General features: G+C 71.9%; 17 protein-coding genes and 1 pseudogene. 9 read left to right on the top strand and 9 right to left on the bottom strand.

The genetic code is table 11. From position 1 onward, the window contains the following. Window positions 1–258: 258 nt before the first annotated feature. The gene (gene afsK / locus ACFPZI_RS08310) at window positions 259–2,619 is read left to right on the top strand and encodes a protein serine/threonine kinase AfsK (RefSeq protein WP_381360259.1); all 2,361 of its coding nucleotides are present in this window, start codon (window positions 259–261) and stop codon (window positions 2,617–2,619) included. Window positions 2,620–2,985: 366 nt separating this feature from the next. Here afsK and ACFPZI_RS08305 read toward each other — a convergent pair whose 3' ends face one another. Then, entirely contained in the window at window positions 2,986–3,174 is a 189-nt protein-coding gene (locus ACFPZI_RS08305) for a hypothetical protein (RefSeq protein WP_381360256.1), read from the bottom strand. 504 nt (window positions 3,175–3,678) lie between these two features. Continuing rightward, entirely contained in the window at window positions 3,679–6,681 is a 3,003-nt protein-coding gene (locus ACFPZI_RS08300) for an SARP-family global regulator AfsR (protein WP_381360253.1), read from the bottom strand. Window positions 6,682–6,976: 295 nt separating this feature from the next. On the opposite strand from ACFPZI_RS08300, the pseudogene ACFPZI_RS08295 reads away from it, so the two are divergent. Continuing rightward, a pseudogene (locus tag ACFPZI_RS08295) lies at window positions 6,977–7,202 on the top strand (amidohydrolase family protein); the annotation flags it as partial. Here the strand turns inward: ACFPZI_RS08295 and ACFPZI_RS08290 are convergent. Together ACFPZI_RS08290 and ACFPZI_RS08285 are read right to left on the bottom strand one after the other, a co-directional pair. Further along, window positions 7,176–7,592: a nitroreductase/quinone reductase family protein gene (locus ACFPZI_RS08290; RefSeq protein WP_381360251.1), complete on the bottom strand. Its 417-nt coding sequence runs from the start codon at window positions 7,590–7,592 to the stop codon at window positions 7,176–7,178. The pseudogene ACFPZI_RS08295 and the gene ACFPZI_RS08290 sit on opposite strands and share 27 nt — an antisense overlap. A gap of 12 nt (window positions 7,593–7,604) precedes the next feature. Continuing rightward, entirely contained in the window at window positions 7,605–9,164 is a 1,560-nt protein-coding gene (locus ACFPZI_RS08285) for a CehA/McbA family metallohydrolase (protein WP_381360248.1), read from the bottom strand. Window positions 9,165–9,412: 248 nt separating this feature from the next. Here ACFPZI_RS08285 and ACFPZI_RS08280 point away from each other — a divergent pair, with 248 nt between their 5' ends. The 3 genes from ACFPZI_RS08280 (at window position 9,413) to ACFPZI_RS08270 (ending at window position 13,667) form a co-directional block, all read left to right on the top strand. After that, a complete protein-coding gene (locus ACFPZI_RS08280; RefSeq protein ID WP_381360246.1) occupies window positions 9,413–10,267 on the top strand; it encodes an LLM class F420-dependent oxidoreductase in 855 nt (284 codons plus the stop codon). Window positions 10,268–10,344: 77 nt separating this feature from the next. Next, a complete protein-coding gene (locus tag ACFPZI_RS08275; RefSeq protein WP_381360244.1) occupies window positions 10,345–12,936 on the top strand; it encodes a bifunctional FO biosynthesis protein CofGH in 2,592 nt (863 codons plus the stop codon). A gap of 143 nt (window positions 12,937–13,079) precedes the next feature. Continuing rightward, on the top strand, window positions 13,080–13,667 hold the full coding sequence (locus ACFPZI_RS08270) for a hypothetical protein (RefSeq protein WP_381360241.1): 588 nt from the start codon (window positions 13,080–13,082) through the stop codon (window positions 13,665–13,667). A 10-nt stretch (window positions 13,668–13,677) separates the two neighbouring features. Here ACFPZI_RS08270 and ACFPZI_RS08265 read toward each other — a convergent pair whose 3' ends face one another. Together ACFPZI_RS08265 and ACFPZI_RS08260 are read right to left on the bottom strand one after the other, a co-directional pair. Further along, window positions 13,678–14,076 carry a PIN domain-containing protein gene (locus tag ACFPZI_RS08265; protein WP_381206912.1) on the bottom strand — a complete coding sequence of 133 codons (399 nt, stop codon included), beginning with the start codon at window positions 14,074–14,076 and terminating at the stop codon, window positions 13,678–13,680. Continuing rightward, window positions 14,073–14,354: a hypothetical protein gene (locus tag ACFPZI_RS08260; protein WP_381360238.1), complete on the bottom strand. Its 282-nt coding sequence runs from the start codon at window positions 14,352–14,354 to the stop codon at window positions 14,073–14,075. Before ACFPZI_RS08260 ends, ACFPZI_RS08265 begins: the two co-directional genes overlap by 4 nt. Before the next feature lie 406 nt (window positions 14,355–14,760). Here ACFPZI_RS08260 and ACFPZI_RS08255 point away from each other — a divergent pair, with 406 nt between their 5' ends. Continuing rightward, window positions 14,761–15,897 (top strand): ADP-ribosylglycohydrolase family protein, encoded by a 1,137-nt coding sequence (locus ACFPZI_RS08255; RefSeq protein ID WP_381360235.1) that lies wholly within the window; start codon window positions 14,761–14,763, stop codon window positions 15,895–15,897. Window positions 15,898–16,194: 297 nt separating this feature from the next. On the opposite strand, the gene ACFPZI_RS08250 is transcribed toward ACFPZI_RS08255, so the two are convergent. The 3 genes from ACFPZI_RS08250 to ACFPZI_RS08240 form a co-directional block, all read right to left on the bottom strand. Further along, window positions 16,195–17,772, bottom strand: coding sequence for a sodium:solute symporter family protein (locus ACFPZI_RS08250; protein WP_381360232.1), 1,578 nt, complete (start codon window positions 17,770–17,772; stop codon window positions 16,195–16,197). A 373-nt stretch (window positions 17,773–18,145) separates the two neighbouring features. After that, window positions 18,146–20,065 carry an MFS transporter gene (locus tag ACFPZI_RS08245; RefSeq protein ID WP_381360229.1) on the bottom strand — a complete coding sequence of 640 codons (1,920 nt, stop codon included), beginning with the start codon at window positions 20,063–20,065 and terminating at the stop codon, window positions 18,146–18,148. A 192-nt stretch (window positions 20,066–20,257) separates the two neighbouring features. Beyond that, window positions 20,258–22,885, bottom strand: coding sequence for a D-alanyl-D-alanine carboxypeptidase (locus ACFPZI_RS08240; RefSeq protein ID WP_381360226.1), 2,628 nt, complete (start codon window positions 22,883–22,885; stop codon window positions 20,258–20,260). A 243-nt stretch (window positions 22,886–23,128) separates the two neighbouring features. Here ACFPZI_RS08240 and ACFPZI_RS08235 point away from each other — a divergent pair, with 243 nt between their 5' ends. From ACFPZI_RS08235 to ACFPZI_RS08225, 3 genes are all read left to right on the top strand, one after another. After that, the gene (locus ACFPZI_RS08235) at window positions 23,129–23,890 is read left to right on the top strand and encodes a GOLPH3/VPS74 family protein (protein ID WP_381360223.1); all 762 of its coding nucleotides are present in this window, start codon (window positions 23,129–23,131) and stop codon (window positions 23,888–23,890) included. Between the two features lie 290 nt (window positions 23,891–24,180). Further along, on the top strand, window positions 24,181–25,038 hold the full coding sequence (locus tag ACFPZI_RS08230) for a helix-turn-helix domain-containing protein (RefSeq protein ID WP_381360220.1): 858 nt from the start codon (window positions 24,181–24,183) through the stop codon (window positions 25,036–25,038). Window positions 25,039–25,288: 250 nt separating this feature from the next. Then, the gene (locus ACFPZI_RS08225; RefSeq protein WP_381206938.1) at window positions 25,289–25,480 is read left to right on the top strand and encodes a DUF397 domain-containing protein; all 192 of its coding nucleotides are present in this window, start codon (window positions 25,289–25,291) and stop codon (window positions 25,478–25,480) included. Window positions 25,481–25,660 lie beyond the last annotated feature (180 nt).

The raw sequence follows: 25,660 nt of genomic DNA, 5'->3' as shown, positions 1-25,660 counted from the left end.
CCCCGGCACGGCCCTTCGGTCTCCCGCCGACCGCCCTCCCGGACACTCCTTCGGTCCCGCCGGCCGCCCGCCCTGCCCCCTGCCCACCCCATTGCTTTGCATATAAGACTAGACACCCCCTATGTCGCCGGGTTCGCAACCAGCGCCCCGGACAGGAAGAATCGGGGTGCGTGCCGCCACGGGGCTGCGGTGGTGAGACGCTGCACTTCGGTCGCGCACAGGTGGTGGCGCGATTCGTACGGGGAGGTGGCAGGCAAAGTGGTGGATCAGCTGACGCAGCACGATCCGCGGCGTATTGGGCCGTTCGAGGTGCTGGGACGGCTGGGTGCCGGCGGCATGGGGCTGGTCTATCTCGCGCGCTCGGCGTCCGGCCGGCGCGTGGCGATCAAGACGGTCCGTACCGAGCTGGCCGAGGACCAGTTGTTCCGCGTCCGTTTCACACGCGAGGTGGAGGCGGCCCGCGCGGTCTCCGGTTTCTACACCGCGGCCGTGGTGGATGCCGATCCGCGCGCCGCCGTGCCGTGGCTGGCGACCGCGTACGTCCCCGCGCCCTCCCTCGAGGAAATAGTGAACGAGTGCGGGCCGATGCCGGCCCAGGCGGTGCGCTGGCTGGCGGCCGGCGTGGCGGAGGCGCTGCATTCCATCCACGGCGCCGGGCTCGTCCACCGCGACCTCAAGCCGTCGAACGTTCTCGTCGTCGAGGACGGTCCGCGAGTGATCGACTTCGGGATCGCCTCCGGTGTGTCGAACACACGTCTGACGATGACGAACGTCGCCGTCGGCACCCCCGCCTACATGTCTCCCGAGCAGGCCAAGGACTCCCGCAGCGTCACCGGCGCCAGCGATGTGTTCTCCCTCGGTTCCACCCTGGTCTTCGCGGCCACCGGACACGCCCCGTTCCACGGCGCGAACCCGGTCGAGACGGTCTTCATGCTGCTGCGCGAGGGCCCGGACCTGGACGGTCTCCCGGACGAGCTGCGCCCGCTGATCGAATCCTGCATGCAGATGGAGGCCCCGGCCCGGCCCAGCCCCGCCGACCTCCAGTCCCAGCTCGCCCCGCACCTGTTCGGCTCCGGCTCCGACGACAGCGGTACGGCCTCCGCGTGGCTGCCCGAGCAGGCGGTGAGCCTGATCGAGGGACGCCGGGGCGGCCGCCCGCCCGCCCGGCCCGCCCCCGTCGGCGGCCGCAGCGCCGGCGGCGCCCGTCCTCCGGTAGCGCCTCCGGTGCCGCCCCCGCCCCCGCACGACCCCGTCGTCCCGCCGCTTCCGCCGGTGCCGGTCGGTGCCCCCGACCCGGGCCCGGTCCGGCTGGCCGGTGCCGCGGTGCCCATCGGGCCCGGCCCGCGCGTCGCGGACATGCGCGCCGCCGCCGTCAAGCCGCCCCCGCCGGAGGCCGCCCTCGCCGCCTCCTGGTCCACGCCCCGCCCCGGCGTCAACGGCGCCGACCCCGCCCCGGCCGGGGCGCCCGCCGCGCCGCCGGAACAGCCGAGCGGCTGGCGGCCGTGGCGCTTCCGGATGTCCAACGACGTCTGGGGCACCCCGTCCGTCGCCGGTGACCTCGTCTACGTCACCTCCTTCGAGGTGCACGCCCTCGACGTGGCCACCGGCCGTCGCCGGTTCAAGACCCGGGACGTCGCCTGGTCGATGGCGGTCGCCGACGGCCGGATCCACGCCTCCGACGGCCCCACCCTGTTCGCCCTGGACGCCCGCGAGGGCGGCGACCTGTGGCGGCTGTCCACGGACGCCTGGGTGTACTCCCTCCAGGCCGACCGCGGCACCGTCGTCACCGGCACCCGCGGCGGCGGCGTGCAGGGATGGGAGGCGGCCACCGGCCAGAAGCTGTGGGAGGCCACCGGCTGCCAGACCGACTTCGAGTCCCCGGAGGCCGGCCCCGCCGTCCACGACGGCACGGTCTACCTCTGGCAGGACGCCCGCCTGCGCGCCCTGGACGCGCGCACGGGCGACGAGCGCTGGTCGTACCCCATCGGCGACGCGGCCTCCTGCGGAGGTGTCCCCATCCGTATCACCCCCGCGCCCGACGGGTACGTGTACGTCTCCGCCGGCACCCGCGTCCTCGCTCTGGACATCGCCGGCGGGCACGTCCGCTGGCACTTCGAGGCCCCCGCGGTCTTCCTCTCGCCGCCCGTCTTCGTCCCCGGCCCGGCCGTCACCGGCGGCGGCGTGTACCTCGCCGACTACCTCGGTACGGTCTACGCCCTCGACGCCGCCGACGGCCGCGACCGCTGGCGCATCGCCACCGAGGCCCGCTCCTCCGTGGAGCCGGTCCTGGTCGCCGCCGGACACGTCCACGTCGGCAGCGGAAAGGGCCTCTACACCCTGGACGCCGTCACCGGCACGCCCAAGTGGCGCTTCCAGGCCGGCGGCGACATCGTGGGCGCCCCCGCGGTCGCCGAGGGCAGGATCCACTTCGGCTCCACCGACCACCTCCTCTACACCCTGAAGGCCGACGACGGCCGGCTGAGATGGAAACTCGCGACCGGCGGCGAGATCACCGGCTCCCCGGTCGTCCGGGACGGGGTCGTCTACGCCTGCAGCAAGGACCGTTGCGTCTACGCCCTGGACGCGGAGAAGGGGACGGGGACGGCGCGTACGACGTGACGGGCGCCGAGGGGCGCCGAGGGGCGCCGAGGGGTGTTGACGGGTGGCCGAAGTCGCCGGCTCCAGGGGGATCTTGAGGCACCCCTCACCGCGTCCGGTACGCCTTCGGGTCCGTGCGGTGCCGCCGGCGAGCGAATCCGCCTGCCGTTCGCCGGGAGATGGCCTACTGCAAGGTGCTGAGAACGGTCGAGTTCCCGTCCGGGCTGTCCGCAATGCGAGCGGGAAGGCGCTGAAGAGCGAACCGAGGAGGGGGAGAGGGAGGGCCTGCCCGGGCCGACTGCCCTTTCCGGGCAGGCGAATGGGCCACGACGGCTCCCCCTCCGCGCCGTCGCGGCCCATCCGATTCCTTGTGCCGGTGCGGTCTGCCTACCGGGTCGGCTTGAAGGGCTCCGACGTGGCGTGGATGTCCTTGGTCTCCAACGGCTCGTCCGTGGCGTGGATGTCGCCCTGGGTGGCGCCGCCGTCCTCGGTCCTGCTGTCCTCGGCCTGGGTGCCGAGCGGCTCGGACGTGGCGTGGATGTCGCGCTGCGGCTTGACGATCTGCTCGTCGCTCATGATTCTTCCTGCTCCCCTGTGTGGTGTTCCTGTCGTCCGGCCCGTCCGGGCACTCCCCCGAGGATGACCGGACGGGCCGTTTCGGCCGCTCGACCCCAGTGCCTCCCGTTCGGATCATGCCGGGCTCGTGTTCCCCCGGATCCGGCCTGATCCATACGAAAGACCCTGGTGGGCCGGTGTTGCGGCCTCTCCTGACGACCCGCCTGCCCCCCGACGCGACGGATCGACTGGCACCACCATCGCGCCCGGAGATAAACGAACGATGAACGCCGCGACGACGGGCATCGGGGCGCCCCGGTGAAGGTGCCGGCCGGCCTCCACCGCGCCGCCACTCAGCCTGAATCCACCGACGAAAACCGGACCCGAGCAGCCTTCGTCCAGGACAGCGGCCCGATTGAGCCGTTCCGCGCCTTCACCTCTCAGGTGAAGATCGACTACCCCCCGAAGGACTGGTTGACCTGGGAGGACACAGTCTGCCCTCCATGGTCATCGGTGGATCCGGGCTCAGGCAGTCTCGACCGGCGTCAGCAGTGCCCGTACCGTCGCCGCCTCCGGCGACTGAAGCGCCTCGTAGATGCGGACCGCCTCCTCCCAGCAGACACGGGCGCGCCCCAGGTGGCCGACGCCGGTGAGGGCGTGCCCCAGCACCGTCAGGACGTTGCCGCGCCGCCACTGTCCGCCGATGCCGCGCAGCACCGTCAGTGCCAGCTCGGCGTTCGCCGCGGCCTGGGCGTACCGCCGCCCGGCGATGTCGACCTCCGCCAGGCGGAACAGGGTCATGCCCTCCCACAGCCGCTGCCTGCTGTCGCGGAAGACCTCCAGGGCCTCCAGGAGCCGGTCGGCCGCCTCGACGAGCCGGTGGCTCTGGGTGAGCGCCATGCCGAGGGCGTAGCGGCCGTTCGCGCCGCGCAGGGAGTTGCCCATGGCGTCGTAGATCTCCATGCCCTCCTGGGCGAGCGCCACGGCGCTGCCGGTGCTGCCGGCGGCGAGCCGGACCCGCGAGAGGTTGCAGAGCGCGCTCGCCTCACCGGGGCGGTCGCCCAGCGTCCGGAAGTGTGCGATGGCGTGGGTCAGATGTTCCTCGCCGGCTTCGGTGCGGCCCTGGTAGAGGGCGATCACGCCGCGGGCGTTGTGGGCCCAGCACACGGGCAGGAGGTCGTCGGCCCGCCGCGCGAGACGGACGACCTGCTCGGCCTCCCCGTCGGCCAGGTCGAACCGGCCGCCGTCGAGGTGCGCGTGCGCCAGGGTCATCAGCGCCCGCGCCTCCACGTGGGCGACGCCGACCTTCCGGGCGGCGTCGAGGAGGGTCCGCGCGGTGGCCTCGTACTCCTTGGAGTTGGCCCCCGACTCCGACAGGTCCACGGCGGCCCACAGCAGGTCGATGCTCCGGCGCAGCGTGTCCGGCAGGTCGGCGCACTGGCGGGCGAAGGACAGCAGGCAGTTCGCCTCGGTGTAGAGCCAGTCCCGCGCCGCCTTGCGGTCGGAAAAGCGCAGTCCGGGGTGGTCGGTGGCGGCCAGATGGTCGACCAGCCGGTCCCCCGGCCGCTCGATCGCGTACACGCCCGCCGCCGTCGCCAGGTAGAAGTCCAGCAGGCGGGAGAGGGCGGCGGCGCGTTCGCCGGGCGGCTGCTCGTCGCGTTCGGCACAGGCACGGGCGTAGAGGCGGACCAGGTCGTGCAGGCGGTAGCGGCCGGGTGCGGCGGACTCCAGCAGGGAGGTGTCCACCAGGGACTCCAGCAGGTCCTCCGTGTCGTCCGCCGGGAGGTCCAGGACGGCCGCGGCCGCCGCCAGGGAGATGTCGGGGCCGTCGGCCAGGCCGAGCAGGCGGAAGGCGCGGGCCTGGGCGGGCTCCAGCTGGCCGTAGCCGAGTTCGAAGGTGGCCTTCACCGCGAGGTCGCCGGCCTGCAGTTCGTCCAGGCGGCGGCGCTCGTCGGCGAGCTTGGCCGCCAGCACGGACACCGTCCAGGTGCGGCGGGCCGCGAGGCGGGAGGCCGCGATACGGATGGCCAGCGGGAGGAAGCCGCACGCGGCCACGACGTCCAGCGCGGCCTCGCGTTCCGACGCGACCCGTTCCTCGCCCACGATCCTCGTGAACAGGGTCAGCGCCTCGTCCGGGGACATCACGTCCAGGTCGACCAGATGGGCGCCGGCCAGGTCCACCATCCGCACCCGGGACGTCACCAGTGCCGCGCAGCCCTCCGCGCCCGGCAGCAGGGGACGTACCTGGGCCGCGTCGCGCGCGTTGTCCAGCAGCACCAGCACCCGGCGGCCGTCCAGCACCGAGCGGTACAGCGCCGCCCGCTCCTCCAGCGAGTCCGGCACGGCGGAGTCCGGTGTGCCGAGGGCACGCAGGAAGGAGCCGAGGACCGTCTCCGGCTCGGCTGCCCGGAGGCCCGCGCCCTGGAGGTCGACGTACAGCTGACCGTCGGGGAACACGGTCCGCGCCTGGTGGGCCACGTGCACGGCGAGGGTCGTCTTGCCGACGCCGCCTATCCCGGCCAGCGCGGACACCGCCATCACCCGGCCCTCGGCCGAGGCGAGGATCGCGCCGAGTTCGCGCACGAAGGACGAACGGCCGGTGAAGTCGGGCACGGTGGCCGGGAGCTGGGCGGGCCGGACCGGGGTGGCCGCCGGTTCGGGCGGCGCGGGGGAGGAGGGCTCCGCCAGCTGGGGGTCCGCCCGGAGGATGCGCTGCTGGAGCTCCTGGAGGCCGGGGCGCGGGTCCACGCCCAGCTCGTCGGCGAGCAGGCGGCGGGTGTCCGCGTACACCGCCAGCGCCTCCGCCTGGCGTCCGCTGCGGTACAGCGCCAGCATCAGCAGCTCGCGCAGGCGTTCGCGCAGCGGGTGCGCCGCGGTGAGCGCCGTCAGCTCCGAGACGGCCTCCGCGTGGCAGCCCTGCTCCAGGTCCATGTCCAGCCGCGTCTCGGAGAGCTGGAGCCGCCACTCCTCCAGCCGCACCCGCTGTGCCCGGGCGTGCGGGCCCGGTACGCCCGCCAGCGTCTCGCCGTCCCACAGCGCGAGGGCGCGGTCCAGGAGCGTACGGGACGTGCACAGGTCCCCGCCGTGCTTCGCGCGCTCGGCATCGGCGGCCAGCCCCTGCGCCACCGCGACGTCCAGCGCGCCCTCGCCCGTACCGCGCACCGCGTATCCGCCGGACTCGCTGACCAGAACGCCGGGACCCAGCGCCTTCCGCAACCGGGACGCGTACGTACGGACCGCCGCCAGGGCCTGGGAGGGGGGCTCCTCGCCCCACAGGGCGTCGATCAGCTCGGCCGCCGTCGCCGTACGGCCCCCGCGGAGCAATAGGGCGGCAAGCAGGGCGCGTTGCTGCGGACTACCGGTGCCGACGGGCTCGCCGTCGCGCCGGGCGCGCACCGGGCCGAGCACGCTGAAACGCAGCACCGACGGCTCCGGTGACTCCAACGGCTCGGGCGACTCCGGTGGCTTCGGCGGCGTCGCCGGCGAACCGGGACGCCGCTGCTCCGGCACTCGCGGTGCACCGTCCATGCAGTCCCCCTATACATCCTGAACAACCACGCCAGTCTGCCTTGTCCATGACGGATGCGGCAGCCGTGCGAGACGGCGATCACACGGGCGCGCGCACGGTCCACAAGGCCCCCACACCTTCTGCGCACACGTGCGCGCATGCGTCACCGCCACGGGCCCGCCCCCGGCTCGGTTTCCCTTCCGCTCCCGCATTACTGATGAGGCGTCAGATCGGCGCTACGGTGCCCCGCATGGAGGCATGGAGGCATGGAGACGCTTCGGGCGCCGCGGACCCGGATTCCCGCTGATCGTCTCCGTCGGCGACCGGTGGGTCCACGAGGACCCGCACCGCCCCTCACCCGCTTCGACACCGCCGTCGGATGCGGCAGGGACGAGATCGGGCTGGAGACCATCACCCGCGAGCGGATGCGGGCCGCCGGCTCGCCCTGCCGCGCGTGCGTGCCCGCAACGACCGGATGGCCGAGGAGTGGTGCGGGCCCGACGCGCACGGCCGGCTACGCGGGGTGGGGAGCGTCCCGGTCGTCCAGGTCCACCCGTACCGTCAGCAGTTCCGCCCCCATCGCCCGCACCGCGAGGCTGTTCCCGCGGGGCAGCGTGCGCAGGCGGGCGAGAGGGTCGTCGTCGGGCAGCGGGTGGGCGGTGCCGGTGTACCAGCGGCCCCGGACGCGGACCCGCACCCGGGGATTCGCGCGGATGTTGCGGACGTACTGGGACCGCTCGCCGAACTCCGACACCAGCCAGAAGGAGTCCCCGACCCGCCGCCCGCCCACCGGAGTGCGCCGCGGCAGCCCGGAGACACGGCCCGTGGTCTCCAGGAGGGTCTGGAACGGGAGTCGGCGCAGGACGGGGTTGCCGATCCTGCGCTGGACGGCGGTGACCGCCCGGTACTTGCGTTCGGCGTGACGGCTCATGGTCCTGGGACCCTACCGGCGGCCCAGGAAGATCGGGTTGGTGAACGCGGCCAGGACACCCGGCAGCGGGCCCGCCGCCGCCTCGTGCCGCAGCTCGGCGCGGACGTAGGCGGCGTACGACGGGGTGGTCCGCCACTCGACGACGCCCGAGCCGGACACCGGCAGCGGGGCGCTGGTGTGCAGCACACCCTGGTCGGTGACGAGGCGGACCGTGCAGCGCGGGGCGCCCGAGGCCTCCAGACGGACGGTGACCGGCGTGTCCCCGGCCACCTCCAACCGCTCCCCGATACCGGCGTGCTCACCCCGCCCGCCCGACGCGGTGAACGCGACGGAGACGCGCGCGGACTCGGCGACGTACGAACGGCCCGCGCGGATGCCCTCCTGGACGGCCCGGCGGGACAGCTCGTCGGCGAGGACGACGGTCTGCGGATGACCGACGACGTCCGGGTCCCGGTGGGCGTCACTGCTGCCCATCGCCGGAATCCAGGACGTCCCGCCGCGCCCGTCCTTCCCGCCGCGCCCGCCCCGACCGGCCCCTTCCTCCCGTACCGACGCGACCAGCATGTTGTCCCAGTCGGCCAGGGCCATCTCGTCGTCGGGCGTCCAGGGGCCGTTCCACACCTCCACCGCGTCCGCCTCGCCGAAGCCGAACTTCCAGTTGCAGCCGATGCAGGTGGCGTGCGGATGCGCCGGTACGACCAGGCCCCCGGCCTCGCGGATCCGGCGGGCGAACCGGCCGAACCGGTTGTCGCGGGCCCGGTAACGCCAGTCGACGAACGTGCCCGGGTCCGTGCCGAGCGCGACGACGTGCCCGTTGCGGGTGGTGACCTCCTCGCCCAGCAGCACCAGCAGGTCGTCCCCGGCGGCATCACTCCAATGGGCGTGCGCAGCATGCGTGTTGTGCTCGGAGCTGTTGACGAAGTCCAGCCCCGCCGCCCGCGCGAGCGCCGCGATCTCGGCCGGGGTGCGGCGGCCGTCCGAGTACCAGGAGTGCAGATGGCAGTCGCCCCGGTACCAGGCCCGTCCGCGCCCCTTGGCCCGTTCGGGCGGATACACCGGCCGGACCGTCTCGCCGGGCTCCCCGTAGGCGAGCGTGACGGTGATCTCGTACGACAGTCCCTGTGGGGCCACCGTGTACGGGCCCAGCGCGATGTGCCAGGTGCCCTCCCGCACCGGGCCGGGCAGATAGCCGGGGGTGGCGTCGTCCGCGCGGAGGAAGAACTCCATGCGGGCCCCGCCCGACCAGCCCCGGAAGCCCTTGCCGCCCAGACCGGTGCCGCGCTCGTCGAAGATGCCGATGTCGAGGGCGTTGCCCGCGGTCCCGGCCGGGACGGACGGTCTGTCGTAGGTGTAGGAGACCTTGATCTCCCGTACGCCGTCCGGTACTTCGACGGGGACGTACACGAAGTCGGGGGCGCCCGGCTCGAGGGTGCCACGTACCGTCTTCGTCTCCTGGTCGCCGCGGTCCGCCGCGGAAGCGAAGGTCACGCTTCCCAACGTAAGGGCGGCGGCGGCCCCCGTCAGGAAGACGGCGCGCCGTCCGATCCCGGTGTTCCGGTGCTCCTCGCACATGCTGCTGCTCCCGAGGTGTCGTGTGATGGCAGGGCAGATGACTGGGCCTGGGTGGTGCGGGGCCGGTGCGGTAAAACTCTGGTATTGAGCAGTGAACTCCCGTGTAAGAGAAGGAAATCGGCAGATTCAGCGGGGGAGTCCGCCGGGCGCCCTTCCCGCCGCCGGGATCAGTTCCGACCGGTCGGTATGGACAGACGGGCCGGGCCCGGGTATTGATGTCTCCGTCGTCCGCGTACGAAAGGCCGCTCATGCGCATCGCCGTCACGATCTTCCTCACCGACGAGACGATCACCCCCACCCGGCTCGCCCGTGAGCTGGAGCAGCGCGGGTACGCCGGGCTGTACCTGCCCGAGCACACGCACATCCCCGTCGAGCGGACCACCCCGTACCCGGCGGGCGTCGAGCTGCCCCGGGAGTACACCCGCACCCTGGACCCGTTCGTCGCGCTCGGGCAGGCCGCGGCCGTCACCGAGCGGCTCGGCGTCGGCACCGGCATCACGCTCGCCGCGCAGCACGACCCGATCGACCTGGCCAAGCAGATCGCGACCCTCGACCACCTCTCCGGCGGCCGGTTCACCCTCGGGGTCGGCTTCGGCTGGAACGTCGAGGAGGCCGCCGACCACGGGGTGGAATGGCGGACGCGGCGTGAGCTGGTCCGGGACCGGATGGGCCTGATGCGGGCACTGTGGTCGGAGGAACCGACCGCGTACGAAGGCGAGTTCGGCAGCGTCCGGGCCAGCTTCGCGCACCCCAAGCCGGTCCAGAAGCCGCGCGGTCCGGTCGTCGGACCGCGCACCCTGGTCGGCGGGGCGGCCGGGCCGAAACTGTTCACGCACATCTGCGCGTACGCCGACGGCTGGCTGCCGATCGGCGGGCGCGGCCTGTCCGAGTCGCTGCCCGCGCTGCGCACCGCCTGGGCCGACGCCGGCCGCGACCCCGGCGCCCTCCAGGTCGTCCCGTACGCGGTCCGGCCCAGCCCGGACAAGCTCGCCCACTACGCCGGGCTGGGGATCGAGGAGGTCGTGGTGCAGCTGCCGCCGGAGGGGGAGGCGGGGGTGCTGCGGGCGCTGGACGCGTACCAGCCGTTCGTCGACGCCCGATGACGATGTCCGACGAGTACCTTGCGGTCATCCCCCATGGCCCCCCTTTGCCCTGATCACGCCGAACGTATCCTCGAGGAATGACGACATCGGCATCCGCGACCTCCGGAACCGGCCCGACCGAGAGCTCCATGCGGCGCGCCCTCAAGCGGGCACGGGACGGTGTCTCCCTCGACGTCACCGAGGCGGCCGTCCTGCTCCAGGCGCGCGGTGAGCAGTTGGAGGACCTGTCCGCCTCGGCCGCCCGGGTCCGGGACGCGGGCCTCCTGGCCGCGGGCCGGCCCGGAGTGATCACGTACTCGAAGAGCGTCTTCGTCCCGCTGACCCGGCTGTGCCGGGACAAGTGCCACTACTGCACGTTCGTCACCGTGCCCGGCAAGCTGCGCCGCGCCGGGCACGGGATGTTCATGTCGCCGGACGAGGTGCTCGACGTCGCCCGCAAGGGCGCCGCCGCCGGCTGCAAGGAAGCCCTCATCACCCTCGGCGACAAGCCCGAGGACCGCTGGCCCGAGGCGCGCGAGTGGCTCGACGCGCACGGCTACGACGACACGATCGCGTACGTCCGTGCCATCTCCATCCGCATCCTGGAGGAGACGGGCCTGCTGCCCCACCTGAACCCGGGCGTGCTGACCTGGACCGACTTCCAGCGCCTCAAGCCGGTCGCGCCGTCCATGGGCATGATGCTGGAGACCACCGCGACCCGTCTGTGGTCCGAGCCCGGCGGCCCGCACCACGGCTCGCCGGACAAGGAACCCGCTGTCCGTCTGCGCGTCCTGGAGGACGCCGGCCGCTCCTCGGTCCCCTTCACCTCGGGCGTCCTCATCGGCATCGGGGAGACGTACGAGGAGCGCGCCGAGTCCCTCTTCGCGCTGCGGAAGATCTCCCGGTCCCATCACGGCATCCAGGAACTGATCATCCAGAACTTCCGCGCCAAGCCGGACACCGCGATGCGCGGCATGCCGGACGCGGAACTCGACGCGCTGATCGCCGCGGTCGCCGTCGCCCGGCACGTCCTCGGCCCCACCGCCTGCATCCAGGCCCCGCCCAACCTCGTCGACTCCGCGTACGAGCGGCTGATCGCGGCCGGCATCGACGACTGGGGCGGCGTCTCCCCGCTCACCATCGACCATGTGAACCCCGAACGCCCCTGGCCGCAGATCGACGAACTCGTCGAACGGTCCCGCGCGGCCGGCTTCGAGCTGAGGGAACGTCTCTGCGTCTACCCGGAGTTCGTCCGGCGCGGCGAGCCCTGGCTGGACCCGCGGCTGCGCCCGCACGTGGCGGCGCTCGCCGACCCGGAGACGGGTCTGGCGCGTGAGGACGCGGTGGTCGAGGGCCGCCCGTGGCAGGAGCCGGACGAGGCGTTCACCGCCACCGGCCGTACCGACCTGCACCGCACCATCGACACCGAGGGCCGCACCACCGACCGCCGCGACGACTTCGACGAGGTGTACGGCGACTGGGGCGCCCTGCGCGAGGCCGCCGTCCCCGGCATGCGGCCCGAGCGCATCGACACCGACGTACGCCAGGCCCTGGCGACGGCGGCCGACGACCCGACCCGGCTGACCGACGACGAGGCCCTCGCCCTCCTGCACGCCGACGGCCCGGCGCTGGACGCCCTGTGCCGGATCGCGGACGACGTACGGAAGTCGGCGGTCGGCGACGACGTCACCTACATCGTCACCCGCAACATCAACTTCACCAACGTCTGCTACACCGGCTGCCGTTTCTGTGCCTTCGCGCAGCGCCGCACGGACGCCGACGCCTACACGCTCTCCCTGGACCAGGTGGCCGACCGTGCCCAACAGGCGTGGGAGGTGGGCGCGGTGGAGGTCTGCATGCAGGGCGGCATCCACCCCGACCTGCCCGGCACGGCGTACTTCGACATCGCGAAGGCGGTGAAGGAACGCGTCCCCGGCATGCATGTGCACGCCTTCTCCCCGATGGAAGTGGTCAACGGCGCCACCCGCACCGGCCTGTCGATCCGCGAATGGCTGACCGCCGCCAAGGAGGCCGGCCTGGACACCATCCCCGGCACGGCGGCGGAGATCCTCGACGACGAGGTCCGCTGGATCCTGACCAAGGGCAAACTGCCGGCGGCCACCTGGATCGAGGTCGTCGAGACGGCCCACGACCTGGGCATCCGTTCCTCCTCGACGATGATGTACGGCCACGTCGACCAGCCCCGCCACTGGCTGGGGCACCTGCGCACCCTGGCCGGCATCCAGCAGCGCACCGGCGGCTTCACGGAGTTCGTCACCCTCCCCTTCATCCACACCAACGCCCCCGTCTACCTGGCCGGCATCGCCCGCCCCGGACCGACGACCCGCGACAACCGCGCGGTCACGGCGATGGCTCGCCTTCTGCTCCACCCTCACATCCCCAACATTCAGACCAGCTGGGTGAAACTGGGCGCGGAGGGTGCGGCGGAGATGCTCCGCTCCGGCGCCAACGACCTCGGCGGCACCCTCATGGAGGAGACCATCTCCCGCATGGCGGGCTCCTCCTACGGTTCGTACAAGTCCGTCAAGGACCTGATCGCGGTGGCGGAGGCGGCAGGCCGCCCGGCCAGGCCCCGTACCACCCTGTACGGCGAGGTCCCCGAGGAGCGGCAGCAGGCGGCCCGCGCCTCGGACGGCCACCTGCCGGAACTGCTGCCGGTGCTGGACTGAGGCCGGGGACGAGCGGGGACGGGGCTGGGGACGGGGCTGTCGAGGGGGATGGCGCGGTCGAGGGAGGAGTCAAGGCAGGCCGGGCAGTACGATGATCGGGCCCCGGAGGTGAGGGGTACTCGTAGCTGAGGAGATGCGTACCGGTGCCTGCCCGTCTTCCTTCGTGGGTCTGGGTGACCGGGCTGACCACGGGGGCGATAGCCGTAGTGGCGGTCCTGGGTGTCCAGGCGGACCAGGGGACGAAGCCCACCGCGTCCACGAGCCGCCCGAGCACGCCGGCGACGGCGGACGCGAAACCGTCCGCCGAACCGAAGGAGAAGGAGGCGGGGGCGGATGCGGATGCGGATGCGTCGGCGGTCCCGGCCGACTCCGGCACCGGCCGCCGTATCGTCTACTCGCTCGACGACAAGCAGGTGTGGCTGGTCGACGCCAGCGACGCCCCCCGCCGCTCCTTCGAGGTCTGGCCGGGCACGGTGGCCCCCGACCCCGGTACGTACGCGATCGGCACCCGCGCCGAGGCCACGACCGGCAGCGACGGCGTGGACATCGAGCACATCGTCTACTTCGCCGCGAAGTCCGGCGTCTCCATCGCCTTCTCCAACGCCGTCGACGGCTCCTCACCCCCACCCGCCGAAGGCCGCCGGACCGGCGGCATCCGCGTGCCCAAAGCCGACGGCGAGGCCCTGTGGACCTTCGGCACCACGGGCACGACGGTCCGGGTCGTCGAATAACCGCGCGACCTCAGACCTTCTCGGCCACCACACGCGGGTGCCCGGCAGTGAGCAGGCCGACATCCTCCACGTCGGAGGTCAGGATGGTCACCCGACCGGGGTGCTGCAGGGCGGTCGCGCAGAGCATGGCGTCGATGGCGTACTTGTGGCCGTGAAGGCCGGCGGCACGCAACAGAGCGGCGGCGGACTGGGCAAGCGCCTGGGCGACCGGTTCCACGCGCACACGTGAGAGCGTCCACCGCAGCGCTGCCTCGTTGATCTTCGGATGGATTACCTCGACCAGCACCACGGCGGAGGTGATCACGGGCAGATCGGCGTCACGGGCGGCCGCCAGCCACTCGTGCACTTCCCGGTCCCGCTGCACGGCCTTTGCCAGCCCTTCGCTGTCCAGGACCAGAGCACCGCTCACGCGGCGACCCCCGACCCGGAGTCCTCCCCGGTGAGCCGGGCGCGTTTGGCCGCCACGGCCTCCGGGTCCGCAGGCCCGTGCACCTCCTCGAAGGCGGCGATCAGCTCATCCAGCTGATCCCGCTCGATCTGCCGCTGAGCCGCTCTCTCCAGATATGCCGAGACACCCCGCTGGCCGACCCGCTCACGGATCGCCCGCAGGGTACCGGCGGTGAGGGTGACGGAGACGCCACTGCTGGGACCGTCGCCGGGAGGAAAATCGGTGTCGTCGTCTGCCATGGGCCCATTATGGCATTGCAAATGCCATAAGTGTCCCGGCTGCGTGTTTGTCGCCGAAGGAGACGAGAGCCAGGTGGAGGGCGACGGCAACGGTGAGCGGCGTGGCGATCGGGGGAAGTGCGCCGTGTGGTGGTGGACATGGCGGGTTTCTTCCCTGTGTGGCAGCCCGTGACCCGACACGATTCCGCACACCGTCCCACGTACGGGCACGGTCCGGAACACGGCCCGACGCCCACCTGGCGCGCTCAGCCCCGAACACCGTGCGAGGCCGGGCGTAGGAGACCAGGTGTGGTCAGGTCGGTCACTTCGGTCACCGCTCCCATACCTCTCAGCGCCCTGAACCGACCGCCCCTGTTCGCATACAGTGCTGGGCGTCGCACGTACGCACGGTGTCCGGGAGGTCTGGGTGGATGCGACTGGCGGGCCCGTGTGGGGGCGCCGCGAGCAGCAGGACTTCCGCAGCCGGGTGCGCGGCACGCTGCTCGGCGTGGCCCTCGGGGACGCGCTGGGCGCGCCCGTGGACGGGCAGGGCATCGACGCGATCCGGCAGACGCACGGCGCCGCCGGGATCACCGGACCCGCCCCCGCCCACGGCCGGCGCGGCGCCGTCACCCATCTCACCCAGATGACCCTGTTCTCCGTGGACGGCCTCATCCGCGCCCAGGTGCGGCGCGACACCGGCGCCTGGCACCCGCCGACCGATCTGCACCGCGCGTACCTGCGCTGGGCCACCACCCAGCGGGACTGGGGGCCCGACGAGCGCCGCAAGGAGGACGGGTGGCTCGCGCGCGAGGAGTGGCTCTACGCCCGCCGCGACCCGGCCCGCGCGCTGCTGGTCGGGCTCGGGGACGAGACCATGGGCACGCCCGAGGCACCCAAGAACCCCGGTGAGGCGGGCCCCGGGGCGGCGGCCCGCTCGGCGCCCTTCGGGCTGCTCGTCGGCTGGGAGCCGCAGCTCGTCGCCCAGCTCGCCGTGGAGTGCGCGGCACAGACCCACGGCCGTCCGACCGCCTACCTCGCGGCCGGCGGGTACGCGGCGATCGTGCACGGTCTGGCCCGGGGCGAGACCCTCGACACGGCGGTGCAGCGGGCGCTCGCGCTGCTGGCCGCACGGCCGGGGCACCAGCCGGTGTCGGACGCCCTGCAACAGGCGCTGGGGGCCGTACGGCAGGGGATGCCCACGCCGGAGCGGATCGCGGGGCTCGCCGGGGAGGGAACGGCCGAGGGGCTCGTCGCCGTCGCCGTGTACTGCGCGCTGGTGGGGGAGGACGTACGCCACGGGCTGTGCCTCGCCGTCAACATGGACGGGCCCAGCGCGGCGGCCGGTGCGCTGACCGGCGGGCTGCTGGGGGCCCTGCACGGCGAAACGGCCCTCCCGCCGGCCTGGCTGGCCGAACTGGAGGGCCGTCCCACGATCCTGGAACTCGCCGACGACTTCGCCATGGAGATGACCCAGGGCCCCGCCCTGCACGGCCCGGCCGGCTCGTCCCCGGCCTGGCTGGCGCGCTACCCGCGGGGCGCGGGAGGCGTCCTGACCGGGTGACCCCACGGGAGGCCCAGGGGCTGGGGCCTCCCGTTCGGGTCAGGCCGGGCTCGCGGGGTCCGGTACCGCGCCTCGCCGCGTTGTCGTCGGTCCCCAGGGTTCCTTCCCCAAGCTCTCGGCTCCTCCTCCCTCTCGGCTTCGCTCAAGAGGGGGCCCCATGAGCAGGGGAGACCCCGCTCGGCTTCCTCCTCCGCCTTGCGAGGCCCCCACTGCCTGAAGGGCGTGGGCGGTGCCCCCGGCGCCCGCTCCCCGATCCGGCCCGATCCGATCCGGCCCGGCCCGGCCCGGACGAAAACCCTAGGGACTGTCCGGCCTCCGGGCGGATGCCACGTCCGGGGCGTCTGCCGGGGCCGGTACCGCCGCCGCGGCGGAGCCGTCGTCGCCGTCGGTGTTGATGCGCTCGATGACCGCCATCCGCTCCGGGGTGTCCTCGGGTTTCGCGTAGCCGATCAGGACGTACAGGATCAGTGAGACGGCGAGCGGGATCGAGACCTGGTACTCCAGGGGCACGCCCCCCTCGACGGCCCAGTTGATCGGGTAGTTCACCAGCCAGAAGGCCAGCAGGCCCATGGACCAGCTGGTGAGCGCCGCGGTCGGGCCCGAGCGGCGGAACGGGCGCAGCAGCCCGAGCATCATCGGGATGGCGATCGGTCCCATCAGACCGGCCACCCACTTGATGACCACGGTGATGATGTCCTTGAACGTCGGCGAGTTGACCTGGGTCGCCACCGCCATGGACAGGCCGAGGAAGACCACGGTCGTCACCCGGGCCGCGACCAGCCCCGACCGGTCGTTCCACCGCCGCGCCTTCGCGGACAGCACCGGGGCGACGTCCCGGGTGAACACGGCCGCGATGGCGTTGGCGTCCGAGGAGCACATCGCCATCGTGTGGGAGAAGAAGCCCACGATGACCAGGCCCAACAGGCCGTGCGGCAGCAGCTGTTCGGTCATCAGGGCGTACGAGTCGGAACCGTCCGGCTTCTGGGACTCCACGAGCAGCGGCGACATCCACATCGGGAAGAACAGCACCAGCGGCCAGACCAGCCACAGCACCGCCGAGAGCCGCGCCGAGCGCTCCGCCTCGCGGGGCGTGGCCGTGGCCATGTACCGCTGGGCCTGGTTGAGCATGCCGCCGTTGTACTCGAACAGCTTGATGAAGAGGAACGCCAGCAGGAAGACCGTGCCGTACGGCCCGACCAGCGGCTCCGTGTGCCCTTGGAGTTCGGGCTCGTCCCACACGCCGAAGAAGCCGCCGTGGTCGCCGAGTTCGGCCACCACCGCGACGAACATGGTGATACCGGCGAGCAGTTGGATGACGAACTGGCCCAACTCCGTCAGCGCGTCCGCCCACAGGCCGCCGATGGTGCAGTAGATCGCCGTGACCACGCCGGTGATGAGGATGCCCTGGTTGAGCGAGACGCCGGTGAACACCGCGAGCAGGGTGGCGATCGCCGCCCACTTCGCGGCCACGTCCACGATCTTCAGCAGCATGCCGGACCAGGCCAGCGCCTGTTGGGTCTTCAGGTCGTAGCGGTTCTTGAGGTACTCCAGCGGGGACGCCACATGGAGCCGGGAGCGCAGCCGGTTGATCCGCGGGGCGAACAGTTTCGACCCGATGGCGATACCGAGGGCGATGGGGAAGGACCAGGTGACGAAGGACGTCACACCGTACGTGTACGCGATGCCGGCGTAGCCGGTGAACATCACCGCGCTGTAACCCGACATGTGGTGGGAGATGCCGGAGAGCCACCAGGGCATCTTGCCGCCGGCCGTGAAGAAGTCGCTGACGTTGTCCACCCGCTTGTGCGACCAGACACCGATGGCGACCATCACCGCGAAGTAGCCGATGAGCACCGACCAGTCGAGACTGTTCATGTCCCCCCTTCCGGGGTCCGCCTTGTGAACTCCGCTCGGCTGGTTGGCACTTCGCCCGAGCGGGGTAGGAGTGCGGTGGGTCCGGGGTGCGTCTGCGGCAGGGTGCGAAGCGCCCGCTCATCGTGAGCGCGCGGGCGTGGGCACGACAAGAAAGCGGAGAGTCAAGAGCGCGCAAAAATGTTCACGTTGATGACCAACGTTCATGATGTTGAACATTTCGCGGAGGGGTGCGACGGTCACGGCACCGCGCCGGCCGGGTCGGTCCGGCCGCGCCGGTCCGGGCGGCCGGGTGGAACTCGTCGCCACCGCCGGGCAGCCGTTCAGGTCCGTTCGCCGCCGGTCGGCGGTCGGCGACAAGGACCGGCGGCCACGGTCAGCGCAGCTCCTCCGGGCACGGCGTGCCCCGCGGCACGCCGTACGGCGCCGCCAGCCGGTACGTGCCCGGCTCCGGCGCGAGCAGCACCGTCCACTTGTCGCCGTTCCCGTCCTCCTCCGTCTCCATCAGGCAGCCGTTGAGGTTGTCGTACGTCCTCGGCTCGCCCTCCCCGTTCCCGTCGGAACGGTTCCTGGACTCCTCCGTCTCCTGCGGCCCCTCCAGCTTGTTGCCGTCCGCGTCGACGATGCTCAGCCACGGCGAGTACGGGATGCGCACGACGACCCGGCCCGCCTTCTCGACCCGCATCGTCATCTCGCTCTGGCTGGCCCGCTCCACGACCGCGTTCGGCTCGGCCAGCGAGGACGGGTCGCGCACCGCGAACAGCTGCCAGTTGGCGTCGCCCCAGATCTGCTGGAGATACGGCAGCCCCCGCTGCACCAGCTCCCGCTCCCGCTCACCGCCGTCACCGTCCGGCGTGTCCTTCGGCAGCACCACGAAGTGCACGGCCCAGCGCTTCAGCCACTCGTGATAGTTCGCCGAGTTGAGGGTGTCGTCGTAGAAGAGCGGGTTGCGCTCCATGTCGGCCTGCCGGTTCCAGCCCCGCGCCAGATTGACGTACGGCGCGAGCGCCGAGGCCTCCCGGTGCGAACGCGCCGGGACGACCTCCACCCGCCCCTTGTCGGCGCCGACCTCCTGGAGCTCGTTCACCAGCGGCGCCAGCTCACGCGCCCAGGACGCGGCCGGCGTCGTGTGCACGACGTCGTCGGCCGACTTGAAGCCGATCCACCCGACGAACCCGACGAACGCCACGACGATCGCGTACCACTTACGGCTCCGTGGCACCGCGAACGGCAGCGCCGCCACCAGCGCCACCCCGGCGAACAGCATCGCCAGCCGCGTCATGTTGGAACCGATCTGCGAACTCACCAGCCAGACCAGCACCACGCCCAGCCCGTACACCGCGGCCGTGATCCGGACCGTGATCCACTCCCGGGGCACCAGGACGCACACCAGGACCGAGAACACCAGCGGCAGGAACACCGAACCGAACCCCATCGGCTGCGTCCCCGAGAACGGGAACAGCCAGGCCGACACCGCCACCACCGCGGTCGGACCCAGCCCCAGCGCCCACGCCCCCGGCCGACGCTTCTGCAGGAACAGCGCCACCGCCACCAGCCCCACGAACAGGCCCGCGACCGGCGAGGACATCGTGGCCAGCGCCGCCAGCGGCGCCGCGCACAGGGCCTTCGCCCAACGCTTGTAGCGCCAGCGGTACGGCCAGCAGAACACGACGGCGACCGCGGCCAGCCCGAACATCACGCCCAGCCCGAACGTCACCCGCCCCGAAACCGCGTTGCCCAGCAGCCCGAACACCCCCGCGAGCGCGGCCCACAGCGGATTGCGCACAGCCCGGCTGCGGATGAGCAGCATCGTCAGCAGCGCGGCCGACACCGTCCCCGCGAGCATCATCGTCGTCCGTACACCGAGCACCGCCATCAGGTACGGCGACACCACGCTGTACGACACCGCGTGCATACCGCCGTACCAGGCCATGTTGTACGCGGAGTCGGGGTGCCGGCCGACGAACTCGGCCCACGCGTCCTGCGCCGCCAGGTCACCGCCACTGTTCGCGAACGTGAAGAACCAGACGATGTGCAGTACACCGGCGAGCGCGGTGACGGACAGCACCGGATGCCGCAGCATCCGGGTACGCACCGCGAGAACGACGGCCTTGGGACGGGAGACGCGGACCGAGGTGTCGGGGGTCGCGGAGGAGGCGGTGGTGGGGGCGGGGGACGGTGTTTCCGGCGTGCCCGCGCCCGGTGGCCGGCCGTCCGCTTCCGGCAGGGGTATTCGCGGGCCGGACTCCGGGCCCGGATCGGCGTCGTCGGCGCGTTTCGGCTCCGCTGTGGCCACCTGAAGGCACTCCCCGTATGGCGTCTTCGTATCGCGTCTTCGTGTGCGCGTCGTCGTAGCGCGTCTTCTGCTCACGGTAACGGCGTGGTCACCGGCGACCTGCCTGTTTCGTGACGCTAGCACGCACCCCGCCGACCGGCGCCCGCGGCGGGCACCGGTCGGCGGGGTGCGATGCCCGCCGTGCTCCGACGGTCAGGTCAGACGCGTCAGCTTGGCAGGGAAGCCCGGCTCCACGAGGTCCTCCTGGAGGGCGACCGGGACCTTGACGGCGCCGCTGTCCGTGCCGTCGCCCACGGTGAGCGAGCCCACCTCCGTACCGGCCTTCGCCCGGTGCGGCAGCTCCCCACCGGTGAACGTCAGCTTCACCTTCAGCCCCGGCCAGCCGACGGCCTTGACGTCCTCGGTGAGGGCGACGGGCGTACGGCCGCCCAGCCCGTCGTCCACGTATCCGACGACGCTGCCCTTCTTCAGCACCGTCGTCGATTCCAGCGCGTCCTGCGCCGCCCGGATCAGCCGGTCGCCCGCGGAGAGCGCCCCGGCCAGGATTGAGTTGTCGGCACCGCCCGCGGGCTGGCGCACCACGGCACCGACGATGGTCCGGGTCTCGCCGTCGACGTCCTTCTTCGCGGCGAAGGTGAGGTTGCCCAGCGCCGAGGTGGTGGTGCCGGTCTTGATGCCGACGACGCCGTTGCTTCCCACCAACTGGTTCCAGTTGGAGTGGTTTTCGCCCTTGTAGTCGTCGTACGACATCATCGCGGCGATCTCGCGGAAGGCGGGCTGCTTCATCGCGGCCCTGCCCAGCTTCACCTGGTCCACGGCCGTACTCACCGTGGTGTTGTTCAGACCCGAGGGATCCGTGTACGTCGTGTTCGTCATGCCGAGGTCCTTCGCAGCCTTGTTCATCTTCTCGACGAACGTCTCCTCGGACCCCGCGTCCCAACGGGCGACCAGCCGTGCCACGTTGTTAGCGGACGCGATCAGGACGGCCTCCAGGGCCTCCCGCTGCGAGATCTCGTCACCGGAGGTCACGTGGACGGTCGACTCGTCCTCGGCGTCGGACTGCTTCTCCGCGGCATCGTCGATCTTGATCATCGGACCCTCGGCGCCGCTCTTGAGCGGGTGGTCGCGCAGGATCAGATACGTGGTCATGACCTTGGCGACACTGGCGATCGGCAGGGGCTTCTGCTCACCGGAGGAGCCGAAGGTGCCGATGCCCTGTACGTCCAGCGCGGCCTGCCCGGTGGCCGGCCACGGGATGTCGACCTTGCCGCCGTCGAAGGTGAACGTGTCCTCGGCGGTCAGTTCGAGCGTGGGTGTGGGGAGCGTACGCATGTTCTGCACGACCGCGAAGACGACCACCAGAAGCGCGACCAGCGGCGTCCAGATCTTGACCCGCCGCAGGGTCGTCCGCAGTGAGGTCTCCGGCGGCGGCGGGGTGTTGGTCAGTTCGGCCAGCAGATCCAGCGGCGGCTTGGGCGGCATCGGCTGCTGCCGCGTCAGCTCCGGACCGACCTGCGGGACGGCACGGGTGCCCTCGGCCGGGGGCACGGCGGGCCGTGCCTGAGCCGAAGGCGGCAGCCGCAGCGAGGTGGTGGCGGAGTCCACACGCTTCGGGGGCTTACGGGTCTCGGGGGCGTCCGGGTCCTTGAGCGGCACGAACGTGCCGGCGCGCTCGGGGACGGACTCGGGGTCCGAGTCGGGTGTGGCTCCGGGGGCGGCCTCGTCCTTGGCCTTGCTGTCGTCCCCGGGGGCGGTCCTGTCGGCGGCCTTGGCGTCCTTGGCCGCGTCGCCCAGCTTGAGCATGGTGGTGGGCTGGTCGACGGCGGGCGCGGAAGGGCGCGGGGCCTTGAAGACGGCGGTGGGCTGATCGGTGGGGGGCTCGGCGTCGCCAGTGCCCTTGCCGTCGTCGGTCTCGCCGGTGTCGTCGGCCTTGTCCGCGCTCGGCTCGGGGGTGGCCTTCGGGTCCTCGGGCTCGGGCCCGGCGTCGGTCCCGGGCTGCGGCTCGGGGCTCGCGTCCGTGTCGTCGCTGTCGCTGTCGGAGTTGCTGTCGCCGTCGTCCTCGGCCGTGGGGGCGGCTGCGCCCTCGGGGGCTGTGTCGGCGTCAGCCTCCGGCTCGGCCCCGGCCTTGGCGTCCGAGTCGGTGTCGTGCGCGCTCTCGGGCTCGTCCCCTGCCTCGGCCCCGTCGGCCCCGTCGGACTCCTCGGACTCCTCGGACCTCTCGGACTCCTCGGTCGCACCGGCATCGTCGGCCGGCCCGCCCCCGGAAGCCCCGCTGGAGCCCTCGTCCCGGCTTGCGCCGCCGTCCTTGCCGTCCTCCGGGTCGCTCTGGGCGCCCGTGCCGCCGTCGGCGGCGTCCTCGGCCTCCTGGGAGCCCTTGGCGCCCTCGCTGCCCTCGCTCTGATCCACGTCCTCGGCGGACCGTACCCACGCCGCGACAACGTCATGCAGCTGATCGTCACCATCCGTAGCGGAATCGTCACGCCCGTCAGGTGTCCCGTCCGCGGATTCGGAGTCCGCGGCCTCGACGGAGTCCTCGGCCTCCTCGCCGTCGGTCTGCGCGTCACGCACCGACAGCACCCGGGTGGCCGTGTCCACGCCCCCGCGCTCGCTCGCGGCCTTCGGCGACGTGGACGAAGTCGAAGCCGAAGCTGTTGATGTCGGCGACGGTGACGAAGTGTCACGGGTCACCGCCAACCGGGGGTCCCGCTTCCCGGCGGCGCCTCCCTCGCTCCTGGCTTCGGGAACCGGACCCGCGCTCCCCGGCGTCGGTTCTGCCGACGACTCGCGCTGCTTCGACCTGTCGGGGGACTCGCCCGCCACCGATGCCTCCTCCTTGCGCCGCGCGTCGCGCGTACGCCAACCGAACCGTGAAACCGTTCCGCCACCCACGACAGCGCTTCACGGCGCTGCCCGAACCCTCTACCAGTGTCCTGTGTGTGGACTTCCCCCAGGTGGTAGACGAGAACGACATACCTATCGGTTCCCTAACAAAGCAGTCACGTGCTCTCGACAGACCAATGTGAGAGGGGTCACCCTGTCATTCATCCACGCGGGGAGGCATGGATGGGCAGGAGCCGCAGAACACTTCCGGAAGAGCTTCTGCTGCTGGCATTGGACCCGACCACGGGTACCACTGCACAGCCGCAGTCGCTCGACCTTGGTCTGGCCGGAGCGCAGCTAGTGGAGCTGGCGCTGGCCGGACGGATAGCCCCGGACGGGGATCGTATCGCCGTGGTGGTACCACGGCCGACTGGAGATCCGACATTGGACTGCGCGTTGGAGTTGCTGCGAAGGCGCGGCGCTCCGGTCCGGGCGGTCAACTGGATTGGCGGGCCGCGTCTAGGGCTCCGCCAGACCTACCTCTCGCATCTGGAGCGGTGCGGCATGGTGCATGCCGTGGCCGGTCAGATGTGCGGGGTGTTGCCGACGACTCGCTACCAGGCGACGGACACCGAGATCAGCCGGGAGATCAAGGCCCGGCTGGACTCAGCAATCCGTACCGGCGTGCCACCGGACCCACGGACCGCGGCGCTCGCCGCACTGGCGCACGCCGTGGGCCTCGGCAAGCACCTGTACCCGGGGAACGAGGGTCGCTCCTCACGTTCCCGGTTGCGGGACTTGATCCGGCACGACCCGATGGGCGGGCTGGTGGCGCACGCCGTGATGGACGTGCAGAACGGTGTGGCGGCCCAGCCACGCCGCAACCCGGCCCCGGCAGGAGGCCGTCAGGCCGCCACCGCCGGCGGCGGGGGCGGACCGGAACCCGCCCGTGGCGTTCCGGCCCAACCGCGCCACGGATCCATGGCGCGCGCGGTGGCCCATTAGGACCACTGACGGGCCACGGCACCACCGACCCGGTCACGGGAGCCGCTGTCCGAGCGGGGCGGAGAGAGTGCGCGCACTCTCTCCGCCCCGCTCGGCGTGCCGGAAAACCGTCACCGTACCGACTCCGTACCGATCCGTGCCGCCATCACCCTGCGAACGGGGGTGTACTCGCTGGATATCCGCTGTTTTCCAGCGGCAGGAAGCGCCTTGGTGGCAGTCTGCTCAACACCAGATACGCAAAGTGGCAAGTACGAGTAAGTACGAGGCACGCAGCCGGAGGTGCACGTCCCGTGGCGTCCAATGTCAATCCCACCGTCAGGCGACGCCGGCTGGGCCAGGAGCTGCGCAGGCTCCGTGAGCTCAAGGGCATGACGGCGGAGGAAGTGGCGGAACGACTGCTGGTGTCGCAGTCGAAGATCAGCCGGCTGGAGAACGGCCGGCGCAGCATCAGCCAGCGTGACGTCCGCGACCTCTGCGGCGTCTACGAGGTCGAGGACCAGCGGATCGTCGAGTCGCTGATGCAGATGGCCAAGGACTCGCGCCAGCAGGGCTGGTGGCACGCCTTCGGCGACATCCCGTACAGCGTCTACATCGGCCTGGAGACGGACGCGGAGTCGCTCAGGGTCTACGAACCCCAGATCGTCACCGGCCTGTTGCAGACCGGGGCGTACGCGGAGGCCATCATCCGGGGCGGTTCGCCGGAGGCGTCGGAGCAGGAGAACGACAAGCGCGTCGAGGTGCGTCTGCGCCGGCAGAGCCGCGTCACCGCCGAGACGGACCCGCTGCGACTGTGGGTGGTCCTGGACGAGGCGTCGCTGCGCCGGGTCGTCGGGAGCCGGCAGGTCATGCGTGAACAGCTGGAGCACGTCATGGAGTTGTCGCAGCAGCCGCACATCACCGTGCAGGTGCTGCCGTTCGAGGTCGGCGCGCACTCGGGCATCAACGGCCAGTACTCCATCCTGGAGTTCGCGGACGCGGCCGATTCGAGCGTCGTGTACATCGAGGGCGTGACCAGTGACCTGTACCTGGAGAAGCCGCACGACGTGCAGAAGTACACCGTGATGTACGAGCACCTGCGGGCCCAGTCCCTGAACGTGGAGCAGTCCCGCCAGCTGGTCGAGCGGGTCGCGAAGGAGTACGCGCGCTGACGTCCCAGCAGGACGGCTACGGCTCTCCGGCAGGCAAAGGGGCGGCACTGTACACCGCTGACATGCCTCGCTGGAAGACTCTCCTGGAATATGCCACCCAGTCGAGTGAATGGCCGCTCCGGAAAAGGATGTTGGCGAGTAGCGTCGATCACGCCAACCGGCAGTGAGGGTTGGCGCAATCCGTTCTGCGGTTCCCCGCCGGAATACGCGGCCCGGTGACAGCGACTCAGCAACTGGCTACGGAGCGAACATGGCAATTCGTCTGGGCGCCACGGAAACGTGGACGACGTCCTCCTACACCAACAACAACGGCGCGTGCGTGATGGTCAGGTCGGCCACAGAGGAAGCACTGGAACTCGGGGACACCAAGATCCCCGAGGGCCCGAAGCTGGCCTTCCCCACGGACGCGTGGAGCGCTTTCGTGGCCTCGGTGAAGGCCTGAGAAGGCCACAATCGCACGGGGACGGGCAACGAGGGACAGACAGCAGAGGCAGACAGAGGGCCGTCAGCAGCCCCACCACGACGGACTGCCTGCCGGCGGCACCCACCACAAGCCCGGTCCCCTCCCCAGCACGACTGAAGAGCCCTCTCGACGAGACCGCCGTCCTTGCCGAGAGGGCTC

This window comes from Streptomyces chlorus, from assembly GCF_042655885.1.
GTDB lineage: Bacteria > Actinomycetota > Actinomycetes > Streptomycetales > Streptomycetaceae > Streptomyces > Streptomyces chlorus.
Note: the sequence above shows the minus strand (reverse complement) of the source record. Positions and strands in the feature narration are given on the sequence as shown.